Below are 18,305 nucleotides of genomic sequence, written 5' to 3' on the forward strand. Positions count from 1 at the left end.
AGGGGGGCAAATCAGGAGCCGAAGCTTGAAAAGACTCGACGTTATCGACGGCATGCGCGGCTATTTTCTGCTCTTCATGCTAATCAACCACCTGGTCTTCACCGGCGGCCTCTGGCTCGTCCAGATCAATCATCGCAACCTGGCATTTGTCGAGGATGCGCAAGGCTTTGTCTTCCTGTCCGGCCTGCTGACGGGGATGGTCTATGCGCGCAAGATGATGAAGGACGGCCATGCGGCCGGCCGCAATCGGATATGGTCGCGCGTCTTCGAACTCTATCGCTATGCGATCGGCATCGTGCTGGTGATTCTCAGCCTCCAGATCCTCCTTCCGGACGCGGCTGCGATTTGGGCCAACTGGCTCGGGAACACACGTCTTGATGATCTGCTACGCCTGGCTGCCATCGCCAGCTTCCTGTTCCAGCCGACCTTCATGGACATCCTGCCGCAATATGTCGTCTACATGTTCTTCGCCCCGGCCATCATCTGGCTCTGCATTCAAGGGCGCTGGAAGACGGTGGCGATCATATCGGTGCTTGTCTGGATGGCGGCCCAACTCGGCCTGCAACGCCTGTTCACCTATCCGCTCAGCAATTGGCTGGCCGGGGGCGAAAACAAGGAAGGCATCCGCGCTTCCTTCAATCTTTTCGGCTGGCAGATCGTCTTCTTCGCCGGCCTGATCGCCGGCACACTGACCTCGCTGAAGAAGGTTGACTGGCAGAGCGTCTTCGACCCGCAAAAGGATTCCCTCGCCAAGGCGGCACTTGCCGTCTGCGCCTTCTTCCTGCCGCTACGCATCCTCACGGCCCACGGCATGATGCCGGGCGTCGTGTTGGAAAAATTCGGCCCGATGGAAGTGCGTGCCGACTTCGGTCCGGTCTATCTGTTGAATTTCGCGGCTGTCACCTATGGCCTGTGCTGGCTGTTGATTGCCGGCCCGCGGCATGACAATGCCGCAATCCGCAAGATCGCGGCGGGTCTCAACGGCCTCTTCTCGCTGAGCTATCTCCAGCTGCTCGGTCGCCACTCGTTGCAGATCTATGTCTGGCACGTGCTGATCGTCTACGGCGTCGTCTATATCGACGGCCGTTTCGGTGCTTTCTCGGACCTGACCAAGACCGCGATCACCTTCGGATCCTTGGCGCTTCTAAGCCTCCCGGCCCTTTGGCGTGAACGCAACCGCCAGGCCCCGCCCGCCAAGACAACACAGGCAAAGGCTGCGGCGGCAATGGAAACGACCGCGAGCTGAGTCCTGGAGGCAGTCCAATCAAAAAAGGGCGGACCATCAGGCCCGCCCTTTCGATAAACTTGGCAATCCGTCCGCTTACCTGCAGGACGCGCAGAAGCGCTGGATACGCTTGCAGGCTTCCTCGAGCAGTTCTTCCGAGGTCGCATAGGAAATGCGGAAGTTCGGGCCAAGGCCGAAGGCCGAACCGTGGACGACGGCAACGCCCTCGGTTTCCAGCAGTTCCGTGACGAAGTCTTCGTCCGTCTCGATAACCTTGCCCGACGGCGCCGTCTTGCCGATCAGGCCAGCGCAGGACGGGTACACATAGAAGGCACCTTCCGGGGTCGGGCACTTGATGCCGGTCGCCTGATTGAGCATGGAAACAACGAGGTCTCGACGGCCTTCGAAGATCTTCTTGTTCGCCGGGATGAAATCCTGCGGCCCGTTGAGCGCCTCGACGGCGGCCCATTGGGCGATCGAGCAGGCGCCCGAGGTCTGCTGTCCCTGGATCATGTCCATGGCCTTGATCAGTTCGATCGGGCCAGCGGCGTAGCCGATACGCCAGCCAGTCATGGCATAAGCCTTGGAGACGCCGTTCATCGTCAGCGTGCGGTCATAGAGCTTCGGCTCGACCTCGACCGGCGTGACGAACTTGAAGTCGCCATAGGTCAGGTGCTCATACATGTCATCGGTCAGGATCCAGACATGCGGATGCTTGAGAAGCACGTCGGTCAGGGCCTTCAACTCGTCATGGCTGTAGGCCGCGCCCGACGGGTTGGACGGCGAGTTGAAAATGAACCACTTGGTCTTCGGCGTGATGACGCTTTCGAGTTCCGCCGGGGTCAGCTTGAAATTGTTTTCCTGCTTGGTCGAGACGAAGACCGGCGTACCGCCGCACAGCGCGACCATTTCCGGGTAGGACACCCAGTAAGGTGCGGGTACGACGACTTCATCCCCCGGATTCAGGGTCGCCATGAACGCGTTGAAAAGAATCTGCTTTCCGCCGGTGCCGACGATCGTCTGTTCCGGCTTGTATTCGAGGCCGTTCTCGCGCTTGAACTTTTCGACGATCGCCTTGCGCAGTTCCGGAATGCCCGAAACCGGCGTGTACTTCGTCTCGCCGCGGTTGATCGCCTCGATCGCTGCCTTCTTGATATTGTCCGGCGTATCAAAATCAGGTTCGCCGGCACCGAGGCCGATCACGTCGCGCCCCTTGGCCTTCAGATCGCGGGCTTTCTGCGAGACTGCGATGGTTGCGGAAGGCTTTACACGGGAAAGAGCGTCGGCGATGAATGCCATTGTGATTGTCCTGAAGCTGTTGATCGGCGGAACCTCGATCGGGCAAGGCCCCAGGTTCAAGTTCTATGGCGAAATCGGCCCTTCGTTTCAAGTGGAAAGCGGCGATCCGTCAGCATTCGACAATGTTTTCATTTTTAAGGCTTTGTTAATTTGCAAGTAAGCCTTCGCTGGTAGATTACGTGCGGAACACCTTCAAGGCAATCAAGACGCGAAGCCATGAGCACGACCAGCATCTATGCCCAGCTCGTCAATGCCGGAGGCGCATGGTCGACAGCCTATGGCCCATTCGTTCTGCGCTCCGCCCTTCAGCCGATCTTCCATCGGGTGGCCGACAGTGTTTTCGACATTCACTCTTTTCAGGGTTTGGTGCGCGCCGAGCGCAATGGCGAGACCTATCCGCCCTCGCAATTCTTCCCGCTGGTCGATCCGAAGGATCTGTCGGCAGTCGACAGCCTGCTGCGCAGCATTCACATTCTCAACGCCGGGCTTCTGCACCGTGAGCGCGCGGGGGTTCTGGTCAGCTTCCAACCGCTGCTCTTTACAGAGGCCGTGGAACTCCGTCACGAGCTTGATCGAATCCGTCTGATTGCCCACGAGGCCAATCTGACGCCGGAGCGCATCATCTGCGACATCTCGGCCGGTTCCGGCAACGGCCAATTGATGGCGGGCACCGTTGATCAGCTGCGCCACGCCGGCCTGCGCGTCTCTATGTCGAATTACGAGGCAAGCGAGCACGACATCCAGGACGTTCTGGCACTCCGTCCGGAATTCGTCCGCTTCGACGGAGACTGGGTACGCGATTACCTCCACGACTCCGCGGGCTTCGCCCTGCTCCGGGTTATCGTTCGGCAATTGCAGGACGAAGGAATCGAGCCGATCTTCGAGCGGATCGAGGATACCTGGCAAGTGGACCTCTGCCTCGAACTCGGCGTCACACTGCTTCAGGGCTACGCCTTCGCCCGCCCGCAGCTCACCCCCACCTCGTTCAACATGGACTATCCGGAGATGCTTCTGCCACCAGGCGGCCCCATCCTCGCACCGCCCGAAGGATCAGGGTCTCCGACACGCCCGAGCAAGGCTTCAGGCGCACATCACGATACGATGCAGCGACAAGGTCGCGTATTCGGCAAGAAACTGTAGATGGCTGCGCAACAGGCAGAGTGCCCGCCAGAAAGGCGATTGCCGGCCCTGCCTTTATATCGCCACAACATTTGCCGGGAGAAGCCACAATTCGGTCCCTGTGAAGCCCTCAAACAGGTCTTTCCTCAAGCTACTAAAATCAGTCAATGCGAGGAATGACGAATGTTTCTGGATGACGAGAGTTCCGAAGCGCGTCCTTGGTTCCAACGGATGGTTCAACGTGGCCGCATCGCCTTCGTCGGCATGTTCGCCTGTACCGCCATACTGATCAGCCTCGCCGCGAATGCCCATGCGGGGGCCACTCCACCGTCGGACGCTCCGGCCGCAGTGGCGGCCCCCATCCAGACGGAGCCAAGCGGTGGCGGCTTTGTCCCGACCTCGCACCCTTCAGACGAACTCGCGGTCGATCCCATGGCTACCGCCTCGACCCCGATCTCCGCGCCGCTGCTGCTCAGCTCATCCTCTCCCCTCTCGCAGCCGGGAAAACCGATGCTCTCCGACCGTTACATCCTTCTCGGACTTTTGATGCTGTGTTTCGCCGCCATGGCTGCCGGCAGCCTCGCGCTGTGGAGGCGCAGCCTGAAGGAGATCCTGCGCGCCGAAGACAAACGCCACCATGCCTGAGCGGCCGCCATCCGACCACCCCTCGCTCTGGCGCCGCCTCGGCCCGATGGAGCGCACCGTGGCCGCCGCTCTCATGGCTATGGCTATCGGGGGGATACTGCTGGTCGTCGATGGCATCTACATGAAAGTGAAGGCGGAGCCTCTCGCCGTCACGTTCGTGCCGCCCCCTTGCCACGGGAGGATGGGGGACCAAATAGATCCTTGAAGCATAGGGAGAGGATCACATGGCAGAAGACACATCACGAAAGCGAATGGCCCATACGGCCCGGTCCGGCCTTCTCGCCTCCCTTGCAGTTCTGATTGCCGCGGCGCCGGTCTTCGCGGCTGATCGCTTTGCCTCGCAAATGGTGGAACTGGAGGTGAGCCGGATCACCGCTGGCCTTGACCATCCCTGGTCTGTGGAAGTGATGCCCGACGACGCCTATATCGTCAGCGAACGCCCCGGTCGCCTGCGCATCATCCGCGGTGGAAAATCAGGGGGACCCATCAAAGGCCTGCCGGAACTGTTCGTCGACGGCCAAGGCGGCTTGCTCGACATAGCGCTCTCCAACGACTTTCCCTCCAGCCGAAAGCTCTACTTCACCGCTTCCGTTCCGGGCGAAGGCGGTCAGGGTACGGCCCTCTTCGAAGCCAGACTGTCGGCTGACGAAAAGAGGCTGCAGGAGGTCCGCCGGCTTTTCATCATGAACCGGTTGACCGGTACGACCCAGCATTTCGGCTCGCGCATCGCCGTCGCCGAAGACGGCAGCCTGTTCTTCGGCATTGGCGATCGCGGCGAGATGGATCGCGCCCAGGACCCCAAGGATCACGCGGGATCGATCCTGCACCTCGACCAGGACGGCAAGCCGGCGGCGGGGAACCCCTTCGCCGACGGCGCGAAAGGACTGCCAGAGATCTGGTCGATCGGTCACCGCAACCCGCAAGGCATCGTGATCGATCCCGCTGACGGGACACTTTATACCGTTGAACATGGTGCACGCGGCGGTGACGAGATCAATGCCCCGAAGGCCGGGGGCAATTACGGCTGGCCGGTGATTTCCTATGGCAAACACTACTCCGGCGCGGAAATCGGGATAGGCCAGTCGGCCAAGGGATATGAGCAGCCGATTCACTACTGGGATCCGTCGATCGCACCAGGTGCCATCGCGATCTATCGCGGCCCGATGTTTCCGGAGTGGGAGGGAAACTTCCTCGTCGCGGCCCTCAAGTATCAGTTGCTGGCCCGCATGGAGCGGGATGAAAGCAACATGATCACCAAAGAGGAACGGCTGCTTTCCGGCGAGTATGGCCGGATCCGCGACGTCAAGGTAGCGCCGGACGGTTCAATCCTGCTGCTGACGGACGAGGAGGACGGAGCACTTCTGCGCGTGAGCCGCGCCGCCGCTAACTGATCAGCGGGAGCGTACCGTGGCCGCCGCTGCCGGCTTGCCGCGTGCACGGCGACCTGATAGCGCTCACCTCTTCGAGCCCCTCCAAGAAGTGCAGTCACCGCCATGTCTCGCATCCAGGCCAATCTCGTCCTGCTTCTCGCCGCCGCGATCTGGGGCGGCGGCTTCGTCGCCCAGTCAGAGGCGATGGAATGGCTTGGCCCGAACTGGTTCAACGCGCTCCGTTTCGCGCTCGCGACCATCGCCGTACTTCCTTTCGCGCTACGCGAAGGAACGCGCGCCGGACGGCCCCTCGCCCTCCGGGATTATGGCTGGTTCCTGCTGGTCGGCCTTTCCTTGCTGTTCGCCCAGACCCTTCAACAGATCGGCATCCAGTCGACCAGCGTCACCAATGCGAGTTTCCTGACCGGCCTTTATGTCATTCTCGTTCCGCTGATCGCCGTTCTGTTTCTCCGCCGCAGGCCGCACTGGATCATCTGGCCAACAGCGCTGGTGACAGTCATCGGCATCCTTCTGCTCAACGGCGGCTCGCTGTCTGCCCTCGGCGACGGCGATCTCCTCATCATCCTCTGCGCCGCATTTCTGGCCGTCCAGATCACACTGACCCCCATCGCCGTCGGTATCAGCGGGCGGCCACTGGCGCTCGCCGCCGTGCAGTTTGCCGTCTGCGCTTTCGGTGCGGGCCTCGGCGCTGTCACACTGGAGCCGATCAGTACCAGTGCCGTAATGTCGGCACTGCCCGAAATCCTGTACGGCGGTATCCTCTCGTCTGGTCTCGCCTTCGTTCTCCAGATTATCGGCCAGCGCTATACGACGGCGCCGCAGGCGGCGATCTTCCTGTCATCAGAGGCTCTTTTCGGCGCCCTGTTCGGCGCGCTCCTGCTCGCCGAGACTCTGCCGGTGATCGGCTATGTCGGATGCGCCCTGATCTTTGCCGCCATGCTGCTCGTCGAACTCGTGCCGGAATTGACCCGGCGACGGGCCGCGCCAGCCTGACAGGTATTTTAAAAAGTCCAAAAATGCGCCAACTTTTCCTAATGAGGGAAGGTTTTCGGCCAATAATTAAATCGCAGACGATGCAATTGACGTCGACAAGAAAAAAAATGTCAACAACGCGCAAAAATCGCCCATCTGCTGCAAAGGCGGGGAGCCAACCGCAGCAAGGGGTTAGAAAACTTTCGCTTGCCAATTTTTAATAAACCAAGCAATCTTTGCGCGTTCGGGCAATTTTGCGAGCACGGGAAGACCTTATAAATACATGCGCACCGGAGGCGCCAAGCGCTTCGGGCAGGACATCGTATATATCAGAAAGTGTACTTACTGATATAGTGATGACTTGCGACAACAGGGCACCTTTCCTCAAATATCGAGAAATGCCTGTCTAGCGCCCGGTTACGGGTAACATTGCAATGCTGCCCCGCCGACACTGGGCAGAGAGAATAAGGACCTGACGCATGGCCGAGACTGGCACCGTAAAATTCTTCAATACCGACAAGGGCTTTGGCTTCATCAAGCCCGACAATGGCGGCGCAGACATCTTCGTACACATTTCCGCCGTTCAGGCATCCGGACTGCAGGGGCTTTCTGAAAACCAGAAGGTTAGCTTCGACACGGAGCCGGATCGTCGCGGCAAAGGCCCGAAGGCTGTCAACCTGCAGATCGCCGGCTGATCTTTCCAATTTGCATTTGCATTGCGGCCCGGCAGATTTGCCGGGTTTTTTTCGTTCAGACTGCATTCAGCCTAGAATGCCTATCCTGCCCTCATTGCTGGTTCAAAACGGCAATTCCAATTGCTGGCCACAGGAAGGCAAACCCATGATGAACTTCGCGAAATATACCCTGCTGGCGGCAGTGATCGCCGCCGCACCGCTTGGCGCATCGACCCAGGCCGTGGCAGGCGACTACTACCACCGCCGCCACCACAATGATGCATTCGCTGCCGGCGCGCTCGGCCTCGCTGCCGGCCTGGTCACAGGCGCAGTGATCGCCAGCCAGCCTCGCACCGTTTACGTCGAGCCCGAGCCGGTCTACGTCGAACGGGCACCGCGCCGCGTCTATGTCGAGCCGGAACCGGCCTATGTCAACGACTATCCGCCGGCTCCGCGCCCGGTCTATCGCGCCGCTGTTGAGCCGTGGTCGCCGGATTGGTACGACTATTGCTCGGCCCGTTACCGCAGCTTCAATCCCCGCTCCGGCACCTATGTCGGCTATGATGGTCGGGCGCATTTCTGCACCGCCGGCTGATCCGACATAGGATAGGCAAATGCGAAAATGCGCCGCGTCATCGGCGCATTTTTTCATTCATCCCTTAGCTATCGCTCTCAGATCCCGCGCAGAAAGGGGTTCGTGCGGCGCTCCTCGCCGATCCGGCCGCCCGGCCCGTGGCCGCAGATGAAGCCCACGTCGTCGCCAAGCGGCAGCACCTTGTCACGGATCGAGTCGAGAAGCGTCTGATGATCACCGCCGGGCAGGTCCGTCCGGCCGATCGAGCCGGAAAACAGCACATCGCCGACATGAGCGAAGTTCTGCGCGCGGTTGAAGAAAATGACATGGCCCGGCGCATGCCCCGGACAATGGAAAACCTCGAACTCATGCTCGCCGAAGGAGACCTTGTCACCCTCCTCCAGCCAGCGGTCCGGCACGGTATTGCGCACCTTCATCGGCACGTTGAACATCTTCGCCTGCTGCTCGAGGTTCTGCAGCAATGACAGGTCACCCTTGTGCGGCCCGACGATCCGGAGGCCGAGAGCTTCCTTCAGCTCTTCCGCCCCACCCGCATGGTCGATGTGGCCATGGGTCAGCCAGATCTCCTTCGGCGTAATGTCATTCTCCTTGAGTGTCTGAAGAATGACGTCAACATCACCGCCCGGATCAACGATAACCCCTTCACGTGTCTCGTCGTCAAAGAGGATCGTGCAATTCTGCTGGAAAGGGGTCACCGGGATGATCCCGGCCTGCATTTGGCCCATGAGGCGCCTCCTTGTTTTCATAAGCCTTGCGCATAACACGCCTGCGGCCGAACTCAAATCCGCACGATCCTGCCGGTAAACTGTGCGATCCCGGTAATTTCGTTGGAGTTTTTCCGCGTCTGCGCTTAGTTTTGCGACAAAACCGCGGCCAGGCTCAGCGCCTCGCGCCCGCATCAGGAATGACCGGCAGCCACTGCCGCGGCAGGTTCGCGCGACCGCCGCGGCCGGCCAAGCCAGAACAAGGAATTAGCATCGTGGCTCGACAGTCTGCGGGCAAGACTGCCAGTAAAGAAATGCCGGAAATGCCGGTCGTCGACGACAAGACCATCGATTTCGAGACGATCGAGCTTCTGTTCTTCGCCTACCGCGATTTTGTCTCGGATCCCGACGCGATTCTCGCCAAGATAGGCTATGGCCGTGCCCATCACCGTGTGGTTTATTTCGTCAGCCGCAGGCCCGGCATGACCGTTGCGGATCTGCTCGCGATCCTGCAGATCACCAAGCAGAGTCTTGCCCGCGTTCTGAAAGAACTGATCGATTCGGGTTATATACGCCAGATGGCCGGCCCGGCGGACCGCCGCCAGCGCCGGCTTTACCCCACGCTGGCTGGGCGCGAACTTGCGCTTGCGCTTTCCGAGCCGCAATCGCGGCGCCTCGAGGGCGCATTGGAAGGGTTCACCCCGGAGATGAGACAAACCGTGCGCCGGTTCCTCGAAGGCATGAGCAAACCCTGCGATACCTTGACGACATCCACTGCCGGAGCCGAATGACATGGCGCGCAAGGTCTTCATAGCCGACGATGCCCCCCATCTTCTCGTGGTCGATGACGACACCCGCATCCGCGACCTTTTGCAGCGCTTTCTCACCGAACAGGGCTTCCGGGTAACCGTCGCCGCCGATGCCGGAGAAGCAAGGCGTAAACTCGAAGGCCTGCACTTCGACCTGCTGGTGCTCGACGTAATGATGCCGGGCGAATCCGGCCTGTCACTGACTCGCAGCATCGCAGCCGAGAAACATATCCCAGTCATCCTTTTGACCGCCCGCTCGGAAGCGGAATCACGCATCGCCGGCCTCGAGGCCGGTGCGGACGACTACCTTGCCAAGCCGTTCGACCCGCGCGAACTTGTGCTGCGTATCAACAACATCTTGAAGCGCAATCTGGCGTCGGACGTGCCGAAGATCGAGCAGGTCATGTTCGGGCCATACACGTTCTCTATTCTGCGCAAGGAATTGAAGCGTGGGGCGGAAGTGATCAGGCTCACCGATCGCGAACAGGAGATCATGCTGCTCTTCGTAACGCGCGCCGGTGAGACCATTCCACGCCACGAACTGATAGGCAGCGACACTGAAGTCGGCGAGCGAACGATCGACGTGCAGATCAACCGGCTGCGCCGCAAGATCGAGGATGATCCGGCCAATCCGGTCTGGCTGCAGACCGTGCGCGGCATCGGTTACCGGCTGAGCATGGACTAGCGCCACGGCGTGCCAATGGAAGCGAAGCGATATGACGCTGTTCGACAGCATCCGCAGGGACAATGACCGTTCCCCCGGCGGCCTCAAGGGCCTGTCGCGCTGGCTGAGGCATCAGCTGCCGACGGGGCTTTACGCCCGTTCGTTGCTGATCATCATCCTGCCCATGCTGATTCTTCAGACAGTGCTCGCCGCCGTCTTTATGGAGCGCCACTGGCAGATGGTCACCGAACGCATGTCCGGTGCTGTCACGCACGATATTTCCGCCATTATTGCGCTGATCGAAGCTTATCCCACCGAGAGTGATTTCAGGAACATCGTGCGGATCGCTCGGGACAAGCTGAACATGACGATTTCGATGGAGGCCGGCGGGGATCTGCCTGCCCCGCGCCCCAGGCCGTTCTTCTCCATCCTCGACCAGATCCTCTCCGACCAGATCAAAAGCCAGATCGCCAAGCCATTCTGGATCGACACGGTGGGCGATTCCCGTCTCATCGAGATCCGTATCGCGCTCGAACGGGGCGTGCTGCGCATCTTTGCTCGCCGCAACTCGGCCTACGCGTCCAACACGCATATCTTCCTCTTGTGGATGGTCGGTACGTCGCTGGTGCTGATCGCCATATCCACCCTCTTCCTGCGCGGCCAGATCCGCCCCATCCTGTCGCTCGCCAAGGCCGCCGAGAGTTTTGGCAAGGGCCAAAAGCCACCGGAGGACTTCAGTCCACGCGGCGCCGATGAAGTGCGCCGCGCCGGCTTGGCGTTCATCCTGATGCGCGAGCGCATCGAACGGCAAATGGAACAGCGCACCGCTATGCTGACCGGCGTCAGCCACGATCTGCGCACCATTCTCACCCGCTTCAAGCTGCAACTGGCGCTTGCCGGCGACGATCCCGACCTCCAAGGCCTCAATCAGGACGTCGAGGACATGCAGACCATGCTCGAGGGCTACATGGCATTCGCCCGGGGTGAGGCGGAGGAGGATGTCGGGAAACTCAAGCTCGCGGGACTATTCGACAAGCTGAAGGCGGATTTCGAGTTGCACGGTAAGGTACTGACCTACCGCATCGAGGGCAAAGAGGAAGTCACGGTTCGGCCGAACGCTTTCACCCGGCTCGTCACCAATCTCGCCTCAAACAGCCTCCGCTACGCCAACCGCTTGGAGATCGAGGCGACCCACGGCGCAAAATGGCTGACAATCACCCTCGACGACGACGGCCCCGGCATTCCATCCGACTATCGCGACGATGTGTTCAAGCCCTTTTTCCGCCTCGACGAGGCCCGCAATCTCGACGCCTCCGGCACCGGCCTCGGCCTTGCCATCGCCCGTGACATCGCCCGCAGCCACGGCGGCAATGTCACCTTGAGCGACAGCCCTCTCGGCGGTCTGCGCGCAACGATCCGCGTACCCGCCTGAAAACTGCAGCCTGCGGGCTTCTATGCGGTTTCCCATCATTTTCAGGTGGCTTATCTGCTTAACTGCGACATCCACAGATGCCGCAGGCAGACCTTACATCATCTTCATGCCGTTCGGCACAGGCTGCTCGACCGCCGCGAGCACGATCGCACCCTTATCGTCGGCAAAGCCGAGCGTCAGCACTTCGGAACGGAACGGGCCGATCTGGCGCGGCGGAAAATTGACCACCCCCAGCACTTGGCGGCCAATCAACTTCTCAGGCGTGTAGTGTACGGTAATCTGCGCCGAGGACTTTTTCACCCCGATCTCGGGTCCGAAGTCGATTCTAATCTTGATCGCCGGTTTGCGGGCCTCGGGAAAGGACTCAGCCTCGATGATCGTACCGACCCGAATATCCACCTTCTCGAAATCAGCGTAGCTGATTTCGGGCTGAACCTTGGCCGCCTCGCTCATCCGGCCAGCTCCTCGGCCCGTTTGCGTGCCGCCTCGATCGCGGCATCGAACAGCGGCTGCATCCCTTCGTCCGCCATGAGCACGGAAAGGGCCGCAGCCGTGGTGCCACCAGGCGAGGTTACGTTCTGCCGCAGTTTTGCGGCGGCGTCGGGGGACTGGTGAAGCAGTTCACCAGCCCCCGCGACCGTCTCCCGTGCGAGACGCATGGCCAGGTCCGCCTGCAGGCCGGCTTTGCGGCCCGCCTCAGCCATGCATTCGACGAGATAAAACACATAGGCCGGGCCGCTGCCCGACACGGCTGTCACCGCATTGATCTGCTCTTCATTGTCCAGCCATTCGACCGGTCCGGACACCTTGAGAAGCCGATGGACCGCGTCGCGCTGTTGCGCGCTGACAGTGGCGTTGGCAAAAGCGCCGGTAACACCCCGTCCGACCATCGCCGGCGTGTTCGGCATGGCACGGACCATAGCCGCGGCGCCGAGATGCTGCTCCATGAAGGCGAGCGTCTTACCGGCTGCCACCGAGACCACGACGGTCTGCGAACCGACAAGCAACTTCAGCGGCGGCAGGACCGCCTCCATCACCTGCGGCTTCAGAGCGAGGAACAGAATGTCGGCCTTGAGACCGGCAGGTACGTCCTTGGTATACGTCGCCCCTGCATCGGAGATTTGCTTGAGCATGGCCTCCGACGGGCCCGGATCGATCACCGTTACCGAAGAACCCGGCACTCCGTTTTTAAGCCAGCCCGACAACATGGCACCGCCCATATTGCCGGCACCGACGAGCACAACCGACCCCATCGACGAATAACTCATGTTCAAGCTTCTCCGGCCGTTTCAAAAAGAACCGCTTCCATGGCGCTCTTGGCGTCCATGCCTGACCAGACTACAAACTGGAATGCCTGAAAATAGGATTCGCACGCATCGACCGCACTCGAAAGCAGGACCTCCACTTGGCGGTTGGTGGGCTCGGCACCACCGGCAAGCAACAGCGACTGGCGGAAGATCACCACATCCTCATGACGCCACAGGTCGAAATGCCCCATTAGCACCTGGCCATTGACGTACGACAGGAGCTTGATCACCTCGTTGAGGCGGGCTTCCGGAATCTTGAGATCGAATGCAGCGGCGAGATGCAAAGCCTCGAATTCCTCCATCCAGGAAAAGGACACATTGTAATCGGCCCAATGACCCGCGACCGTCATGGCAAGCTCGTCCTCGCCCGAGCGCTCGAACGACCAATCGTTGTTGGAAGCGACGAATTCGATCATGTCGACCGGGTTGGACTGTCGTTCGAAGTCAAATTCCATGAGGCTCATGCGGCACCTTTTTGACCGGGATGAATGCGATATTCGAGTGGCAACACCGAAGGACACAGACAATTTCACCGGAAACAACACTAGGAATGATTCCCTTAGGACCCCAGGATACGATACCCACCCTGTCCGAAACTTACGCAGGCCTGCTTAGAATCATCATTTAAAATCAGTGTATAATGGCCAAGATCAAGAACCAGCCCCCGACGAGCGTTTTGCCGCACGGGTCTGTGGACAGCGCTTGCGGCAGAACCTGTGCACAAGCGCTTAAACGACTCTGGTTATTGGCTTTTTTCGGATGGCGGGGATGTGGAAAAATAACCTGTATGAAACGCCGGCCGCACGCCGCCCCAACCATTCGTGAAAATGAAAAATGACCCGTTGCGGGACACCGCAGCGGGTCATCGAAAATAATGGAGATATTTGTTCCATGCTTTCCGCACGGTGACTCAAATCACCGGGAAGGCGCCACTCAGGCGCCCTTTTCGGCCAGCTTGGCTTCCAGCGCCTCGATACGCCTCAGCAAGGCGTCGTTCTCGTCACGCGCCTTGATGGCCATTTCGCGAACGGCTTCGAACTCTTCGCGCTTCACCAGATCCATGCTGTTGAGCCAACGCTCTGCCTGGGAATGAAAGGCGGTCTCCATCTCCTTGCGCACCCCCTGGGCGGCGCCGGCCGCATCGGTCATCAGCTTGGCGAATTCGTCCATAATACGGTTCGGGCCCGTCGACATGGCATTGACTCCTCTTGCGTTCGATCCCTGGACGATGTCCTCGGTAGCAAGAAGTGAGGTAGGCATTCAACCTTGCCGTTGCAAGCGATTTTCGCCACTTGCGCGCCCTCCTGTCTCGACGCGGCAAGATTTCATCTTGACCGTGCCATGCCTGAACGCCATTTTCCGGCGAGATTAGAGAAAGGTCACCCTTGCCGCCAGCTGTCGAACTCCTGTCCATTCTGACCTTTCCGGCAATCGATCCGGTAGCCTTCTCGGTAGGTCCGCTCGCTGTCCATTGGTATGGCCTTGCCTATGTCGCCGGTATCATGCTCGGCTGGGTCGTCGCCCGCGGGATGCTGCGCAATCCGAAGCTCTGGCCGAACGATACGCCACCCTGCACCGCGACCCATCTTGACGACTTCCTCGTATGGGTCGCCCTTGGCATCGTTCTCGGCGGGCGCATCGGTTACATTCTGTTCTACGACCTTGGCGCCATCCTCGCCGACCCGATCCGCGCGATCGAAATCTGGAACGGCGGCATGTCGTTCCATGGCGGCTTCGTCGGCGCGACGCTGGCTATGGTTATTTTCGCCCGGCGCAACTCCATTCGGCTGTGGAGCCTGTTTGACATCGTCGCGAGCGTTGCGCCGCTTGGCATCCTGTTTGGCCGCCTCGCCAACTTCATCAACGGCGAACTCTGGGGACGGCCTTCCGACATGCCCTGGGCCATGGTCTTTCCCACCGGCGGCCCCTTCCCGCGCCACCCAAGCCAACTCTACGAGGGTTTGCTCGAAGGCCTCCTCACCTTCATCGTGCTGCAAGTCGTCGGTCGCCTGTTCGGAGGCTTTCGCGCTCCCGGCCTGGTCACGGGCTGTTTCGTTATTCTTTACGCCTTGTCCCGTATCACCGTCGAATTCTTCCGCGAACCGGACGCGCAGCTCGGTTTTCTCGTCGGCGGCTGGCTGACCATGGGCATGCTCTTGTCCTTGCCGATGCTTGCGGTCGGCGTCTGGGCACTCCTGAGGGCCTGGCGCGCCGCCGGCTCGCGGTCGTGAAGCGAATATGAGGCGCCCCGAATGACCACTGCCCTCGCCCAGAAGATCAAGTCCCTGATACGGGCCAACGGCCCAATCAGCGTCACGGATTACTTCGCGCTCTGCCTCGCGGATCCTGAGCATGGCTATTACAAGACCCGCAACCCGTTCGGCCGGGCTGGCGACTTCGTCACCGCCCCGGAAATCAGCCAGTTGTTTGGCGAAATGATCGGTGTTTTCCTCGTGGTCGCCTGGCAGCGCCACGGCGAGCCCGGCGATGCCCGGATCGTCGAAATCGGCCCCGGACGCGGCACCATGATGAACGACATGCTGCGGGTCATCGCCCGTCTCGCGCCGCGCCTTTATGAGACGGCGAGTATCCACCTCGTGGAGACGAGCCCGGCCCTCCAGGACGTGCAGCGCCAAACGCTTTCCGCCCACGGCGACAAGATCGCCTGGCACACGAGCTTCGACGAGGTGCCGGAAGGCTTCACCCTGATCGCGGCGAACGAACTGTTCGACGCCATTCCAATCCGCCAGTTCATCAAGACGCCGACCGGCTTTCGCGAGCGTGTGATCGCGCTCGACGCCGAGGATGAGCTCTGCTTCGCGGCAGGCGTTGCAACCCTTGACCCGGCCCTTCTCCCGCCCCAGCGGATTGCCCCTCCGGACGGAGAGATCTTCGAGATCGCGCCCGCTCGACAGGCGGTGATGACCACGCTCTGCGAGCGCCTTCTCAAGTGCCACGGCACGGCCCTGGTGATCGACTACGGTCATATGGCCACCGGCTTTGGCGACACGTTGCAGGCGGTTCTCGCGCACGAATACGATCCGCCGCTCGCCCATCCCGGCATGGCGGACCTGACCAGCCACGTCGACTTCGAGAACCTGGCCCGCACCGCGCTGGCGTCCGGCGTTCAGGTCAATGGCTGCATGTATCAGGGTGACTTCCTGGTCGGCCTCGGCATTGAGGACCGCGCCGCCTCTCTCGGTCGCGATAAGGACACCAAGACGCAGGCGGAGATCGTCAAGGCGGTCGAGCGACTGGCCGGCGCCGGCGAGGGCCGCATGGGTGAGCTTTTCAAGGCCATGGCGATCTCAAGCCCGGCCTTGGCGCTGCCGCCCTTTAAGGGCGGCAATTGACAGCGGCGGCGCCGATGCGCCAACATTACGCCGTCTGAAACCACGGCGCGAGCCCTGTTTCCCTAGTGTTTTCAGGAACGAGTCGGCCGAATCGATCGCCCGCCCCCTTGCCTCGGAGGCAGCCATGCAGGAGCACCCATTGCCCGAGCCGATCACCAGCGCCCTCTTTGCCGATGCCGAGAGTAAAGGCATCCGCCACGGTTTTTTCACCCGCAACGGCGGCGTTTCTGAAGGGATCTATCGCGGCCTCAATGTCGGCCTCGGATCCAATGACGAAAAGCAGAAGGTGCAGGAAAACCGCCGCCGCGTCAGCGCTTGGTTCGGCCTTGCCCCCGAGAAGCTGGCGACCGTGAATCAGGTCCACTCGGCAGACGTCGTCGTGGTCGAGCGAGATCATGATGGCGCACGACCTGCGGCGGACGCCCTTGTGACCGCCTCCCCCGGCATCATTCTGGGGGTGCTTTCCGCAGACTGCGGTCCGGTCCTCTTCGCCGATGCCGAAGCGGGCATCATCGGCGCGGCCCATGCCGGCTGGAAGGGCGCGCTCGGCGGCGTTCTGGAGAACACCATCCTCGCCATGCTCTCACTCGGCGCAAGGCGAGAAGCAATCACCGCCTGCCTCGGCCCGTCGATCTGCGGCGTGAACTACGAGGTCGGACCGGAATTCGTCGACCGCTTCATCGCTGAAAACCCCAGCTTCGAAGCATTCTTCACGCCCTCGACCAGGCCGGGGCACGCCATGTTCGACTTGCAGGGACTGACGGTGAAGCGATTGACCGATGCCGGTGTCCGGGCCGAAAGCCTGGGGATCTGCACCTATGCCGATCCCGACAACTTCTATTCCTATCGCCGCACCACCCATGCCGGCGAGCCGGACTATGGACGCCAGATTTCCGCGATCGCCATCAGGGAGGACTGAGATGCCCCAGCACTTCGACCGGAGCGAATACGCCGCCCGCATGGAACGACTGACCGCCCGCATGGCGGAACAGAAGCTTGATGCAATGTTGCTGTTTGCCCAGGAGAGCATGTACTGGCTGACTGGCTACGATACTTTCGGCTACTGCTTTTTCCAGACGTTGATTGTCAAGGCCGACGGGACGATGACACTTCTGACACGCTCGGCCGACCTGCGTCAGGCCAAACGGACCTCCAACATCGACAACATCGTCATATGGGTCGACCGGATGAAAGCCGATCCGACCGTGGACCTGCGCAACCTGTTGAGCGAGATGGACCTGCTCGGCGCCAGGATCGGCATCGAATACGATACCCATGGCATGACCGGCCGCATCGCCCGTCTGCTCGACAACCAACTGACCAATTTCTGCGAGACCAGCGACGCTTCCTATCTCGTCAGCGAACTGCGGCTGACCAAAAGCCCGGCGGAAATCGCCCATGTCGAGCGGGCCGCCGCGCTTGCCGATGATGCCCTCGATGCCGCCCTGCCCCTGATCAGAGCCGGCGGCGACGAGGCGGCCATCCTGGCCGCCATGCAAGGCGCGGTTCTGTCCGGCGGTGGCGACTATCCGGCCAACGAATTCATCATCGGCTCAGGCCCGGATGCGCTTTTGTGCCGCTACAAGGCGGGGCGCCGGACGCTCGCAGACAAGGACCAGTTGACCCTCGAATGGGCCGGCGTGAAGGCGCATTACCATGCGGCCATGATGCGGACCATCGTCATCGGCGAGCCGAGCACCCGCCATCGTGAACTCTATGCCGCCTGCCATGACGCCATCAAGGCGATCGAAGAAGTCCTGCGGCCTGGCCAAACCTTCGGTGACGTATTCGATACCCATGCGCGCATCATGGACGAGCGCGGGCTGGCCCGGCACCGCCTCAATGCCTGCGGCTATTCACTCGGCGCCCGTTTCTCGCCCTCCTGGATGGAGCACCAGATGTTCCACACCGGCAATGCCCAGCCGATCCTGCCAGACATGTCGCTCTTCGTGCACATGATCATCATGGATAGCGAGCGTGAGACGGCTATGACGCTTGGCCATACCTACCTGACAACGGCGGAAGCACCGCGGGCGCTGTCTCGCCACCCGCTCGCGCTGGTTCAGCGCTAGGCGCTCGGCCCCCTCTCATTGCGACTGGCCGGTCCCGTGCCCGC

General features: G+C 61.0%; 20 protein-coding genes. 14 read left to right on the forward strand and 6 right to left on the reverse strand.

Annotated features, from left to right (window positions below):
- The first annotated feature begins 25 nt into the window (after positions 1-25).
- The gene (locus RNA01_RS04160; protein ID WP_147178701.1) at positions 26-1,246 is read left to right on the forward strand and encodes an OpgC family protein; all 1,221 of its coding nucleotides are present in this window, start codon (positions 26-28) and stop codon (positions 1,244-1,246) included.
- Positions 1,247-1,321: 75 nt separating this feature from the next.
- Here RNA01_RS04160 and RNA01_RS04165 read toward each other — a convergent pair whose 3' ends face one another.
- Complete coding sequence (locus tag RNA01_RS04165) at positions 1,322-2,524, reverse strand: pyridoxal phosphate-dependent aminotransferase (protein WP_147178702.1); 1,203 nt, start codon at positions 2,522-2,524, stop codon at positions 1,322-1,324.
- A gap of 216 nt (positions 2,525-2,740) precedes the next feature.
- On the opposite strand from RNA01_RS04165, the gene RNA01_RS04170 reads away from it, so the two are divergent.
- The 6 genes from RNA01_RS04170 (at position 2,741) to RNA01_RS04195 (ending at position 7,920) form a co-directional block, all read left to right on the forward strand.
- Positions 2,741-3,664, forward strand: coding sequence for an EAL domain-containing protein (locus RNA01_RS04170; RefSeq protein WP_147178703.1), 924 nt, complete (start codon positions 2,741-2,743; stop codon positions 3,662-3,664).
- 162 nt (positions 3,665-3,826) lie between these two features.
- Positions 3,827-4,288 (forward strand): hypothetical protein, encoded by a 462-nt coding sequence (locus tag RNA01_RS04175; RefSeq protein ID WP_147178704.1) that lies wholly within the window; start codon positions 3,827-3,829, stop codon positions 4,286-4,288.
- Positions 4,289-4,512: 224 nt separating this feature from the next.
- Positions 4,513-5,679 carry a PQQ-dependent sugar dehydrogenase gene (locus tag RNA01_RS04180; RefSeq protein ID WP_170253351.1) on the forward strand — a complete coding sequence of 389 codons (1,167 nt, stop codon included), beginning with the start codon at positions 4,513-4,515 and terminating at the stop codon, positions 5,677-5,679.
- A 102-nt stretch (positions 5,680-5,781) separates the two neighbouring features.
- Entirely contained in the window at positions 5,782-6,672 is an 891-nt protein-coding gene (locus RNA01_RS04185; RefSeq protein WP_147178705.1) for a DMT family transporter, read from the forward strand.
- Between the two features lie 458 nt (positions 6,673-7,130).
- Positions 7,131-7,346 (forward strand): cold-shock protein, encoded by a 216-nt coding sequence (locus RNA01_RS04190; RefSeq protein WP_147178706.1) that lies wholly within the window; start codon positions 7,131-7,133, stop codon positions 7,344-7,346.
- Between the two features lie 145 nt (positions 7,347-7,491).
- Positions 7,492-7,920: a BA14K family protein gene (locus RNA01_RS04195; RefSeq protein WP_147178707.1), complete on the forward strand. Its 429-nt coding sequence runs from the start codon at positions 7,492-7,494 to the stop codon at positions 7,918-7,920.
- Positions 7,921-7,997: 77 nt separating this feature from the next.
- Here RNA01_RS04195 and RNA01_RS04200 read toward each other — a convergent pair whose 3' ends face one another.
- Entirely contained in the window at positions 7,998-8,645 is a 648-nt protein-coding gene (locus RNA01_RS04200) for an MBL fold metallo-hydrolase (RefSeq protein ID WP_147178708.1), read from the reverse strand.
- A gap of 293 nt (positions 8,646-8,938) precedes the next feature.
- Between RNA01_RS04200 and RNA01_RS04205 the strand changes: the two genes are divergently transcribed.
- The 3 genes from RNA01_RS04205 to RNA01_RS04215 are packed head-to-tail and all read left to right on the forward strand — an operon-like array spanning position 8,939 to position 11,529.
- Complete coding sequence (locus RNA01_RS04205) at positions 8,939-9,415, forward strand: MarR family winged helix-turn-helix transcriptional regulator (RefSeq protein ID WP_235916427.1); 477 nt, start codon at positions 8,939-8,941, stop codon at positions 9,413-9,415.
- 1 nt (position 9,416) lies between these two features.
- Positions 9,417-10,118, forward strand: coding sequence for a response regulator (locus RNA01_RS04210; RefSeq protein WP_147178710.1), 702 nt, complete (start codon positions 9,417-9,419; stop codon positions 10,116-10,118).
- Positions 10,119-10,149: 31 nt separating this feature from the next.
- Positions 10,150-11,529: an ATP-binding protein gene (locus RNA01_RS04215; protein WP_147178711.1), complete on the forward strand. Its 1,380-nt coding sequence runs from the start codon at positions 10,150-10,152 to the stop codon at positions 11,527-11,529.
- Between the two features lie 93 nt (positions 11,530-11,622).
- On the opposite strand, the gene RNA01_RS04220 is transcribed toward RNA01_RS04215, so the two are convergent.
- From RNA01_RS04220 to RNA01_RS04235, 4 genes are all read right to left on the reverse strand, one after another.
- Entirely contained in the window at positions 11,623-11,982 is a 360-nt protein-coding gene (locus RNA01_RS04220) for a tRNA-binding protein (protein ID WP_147178712.1), read from the reverse strand.
- Positions 11,979-12,797 (reverse strand): pyrroline-5-carboxylate reductase, encoded by an 819-nt coding sequence (gene proC / locus RNA01_RS04225; RefSeq protein ID WP_147178713.1) that lies wholly within the window; start codon positions 12,795-12,797, stop codon positions 11,979-11,981. Before proC ends, RNA01_RS04220 begins: the two co-directional genes overlap by 4 nt.
- Positions 12,798-12,799: 2 nt before the next feature.
- A complete protein-coding gene (locus tag RNA01_RS04230) occupies positions 12,800-13,300 on the reverse strand; it encodes a type III secretion system chaperone family protein (protein ID WP_147178714.1) in 501 nt (166 codons plus the stop codon).
- Positions 13,301-13,769: 469 nt separating this feature from the next.
- Entirely contained in the window at positions 13,770-14,030 is a 261-nt protein-coding gene (locus RNA01_RS04235) for an accessory factor UbiK family protein (protein WP_147178715.1), read from the reverse strand.
- 191 nt (positions 14,031-14,221) lie between these two features.
- Between RNA01_RS04235 and lgt the strand changes: the two genes are divergently transcribed.
- The 4 genes from lgt to RNA01_RS04255 all read left to right on the forward strand — a co-directional run bounded on the left by lgt (position 14,222) and on the right by RNA01_RS04255 (position 18,261).
- Positions 14,222-15,067 (forward strand): prolipoprotein diacylglyceryl transferase, encoded by an 846-nt coding sequence (lgt, locus tag RNA01_RS04240; protein ID WP_147178716.1) that lies wholly within the window; start codon positions 14,222-14,224, stop codon positions 15,065-15,067.
- Positions 15,068-15,088: 21 nt separating this feature from the next.
- On the forward strand, positions 15,089-16,189 hold the full coding sequence (locus tag RNA01_RS04245) for a class I SAM-dependent methyltransferase (protein ID WP_147178717.1): 1,101 nt from the start codon (positions 15,089-15,091) through the stop codon (positions 16,187-16,189).
- A gap of 124 nt (positions 16,190-16,313) precedes the next feature.
- Positions 16,314-17,108 carry a peptidoglycan editing factor PgeF gene (gene pgeF / locus RNA01_RS04250; protein WP_147178718.1) on the forward strand — a complete coding sequence of 265 codons (795 nt, stop codon included), beginning with the start codon at positions 16,314-16,316 and terminating at the stop codon, positions 17,106-17,108.
- Between the two features lies 1 nt (position 17,109).
- Positions 17,110-18,261: a M24 family metallopeptidase gene (locus RNA01_RS04255; RefSeq protein WP_147178719.1), complete on the forward strand. Its 1,152-nt coding sequence runs from the start codon at positions 17,110-17,112 to the stop codon at positions 18,259-18,261.
- The last annotated feature ends 44 nt before the right edge of the window (positions 18,262-18,305 follow it).

This window comes from Paenirhizobium naphthalenivorans, from assembly GCF_007992095.1.
Taxonomy (GTDB): Bacteria; Pseudomonadota; Alphaproteobacteria; order Rhizobiales; family Rhizobiaceae; genus Allorhizobium; species Allorhizobium naphthalenivorans.

Bases quoted from the DNA above. Each gene is read 5' to 3' on its own strand.
- RNA01_RS04200 (WP_147178708.1), bottom strand. From the start codon at position 8,645: ATGGGCCAAATGCAGGCCGGGATCATCCCGGTGACCCCTTTCCAGCAG.
- RNA01_RS04185 (WP_147178705.1), top strand. From the start codon at position 5,782: ATGTCTCGCATCCAGGCCAATCTCGTCCTGCTTCTCGCCGCCGCGATC.
- RNA01_RS04210 (WP_147178710.1), top strand. From the start codon at position 9,417: ATGGCGCGCAAGGTCTTCATAGCCGACGATGCCCCCCATCTTCTCGTG.
- RNA01_RS04175 (WP_147178704.1), top strand. From the start codon at position 3,827: ATGTTTCTGGATGACGAGAGTTCCGAAGCGCGTCCTTGGTTCCAACGG.
- RNA01_RS04245 (WP_147178717.1), top strand. From the start codon at position 15,089: ATGACCACTGCCCTCGCCCAGAAGATCAAGTCCCTGATACGGGCCAAC.
- pgeF (WP_147178718.1), top strand. From the start codon at position 16,314: ATGCAGGAGCACCCATTGCCCGAGCCGATCACCAGCGCCCTCTTTGCC.
- RNA01_RS04180 (WP_170253351.1), top strand. From the start codon at position 4,513: ATGGCAGAAGACACATCACGAAAGCGAATGGCCCATACGGCCCGGTCC.
- RNA01_RS04190 (WP_147178706.1), top strand. From the start codon at position 7,131: ATGGCCGAGACTGGCACCGTAAAATTCTTCAATACCGACAAGGGCTTT.
- RNA01_RS04255 (WP_147178719.1), top strand. From the start codon at position 17,110: ATGCCCCAGCACTTCGACCGGAGCGAATACGCCGCCCGCATGGAACGA.
- RNA01_RS04235 (WP_147178715.1), bottom strand. From the start codon at position 14,030: ATGTCGACGGGCCCGAACCGTATTATGGACGAATTCGCCAAGCTGATG.
- RNA01_RS04230 (WP_147178714.1), bottom strand. From the start codon at position 13,300: ATGAGCCTCATGGAATTTGACTTCGAACGACAGTCCAACCCGGTCGAC.
- RNA01_RS04170 (WP_147178703.1), top strand. From the start codon at position 2,741: ATGAGCACGACCAGCATCTATGCCCAGCTCGTCAATGCCGGAGGCGCA.
- proC (WP_147178713.1), bottom strand. From the start codon at position 12,797: ATGAGTTATTCGTCGATGGGGTCGGTTGTGCTCGTCGGTGCCGGCAAT.
- RNA01_RS04165 (WP_147178702.1), bottom strand. From the start codon at position 2,524: ATGGCATTCATCGCCGACGCTCTTTCCCGTGTAAAGCCTTCCGCAACC.
- RNA01_RS04195 (WP_147178707.1), top strand. From the start codon at position 7,492: ATGATGAACTTCGCGAAATATACCCTGCTGGCGGCAGTGATCGCCGCC.
- RNA01_RS04205 (WP_235916427.1), top strand. From the start codon at position 8,939: ATGCCGGAAATGCCGGTCGTCGACGACAAGACCATCGATTTCGAGACG.
- RNA01_RS04215 (WP_147178711.1), top strand. From the start codon at position 10,150: ATGACGCTGTTCGACAGCATCCGCAGGGACAATGACCGTTCCCCCGGC.
- RNA01_RS04220 (WP_147178712.1), bottom strand. From the start codon at position 11,982: ATGAGCGAGGCGGCCAAGGTTCAGCCCGAAATCAGCTACGCTGATTTC.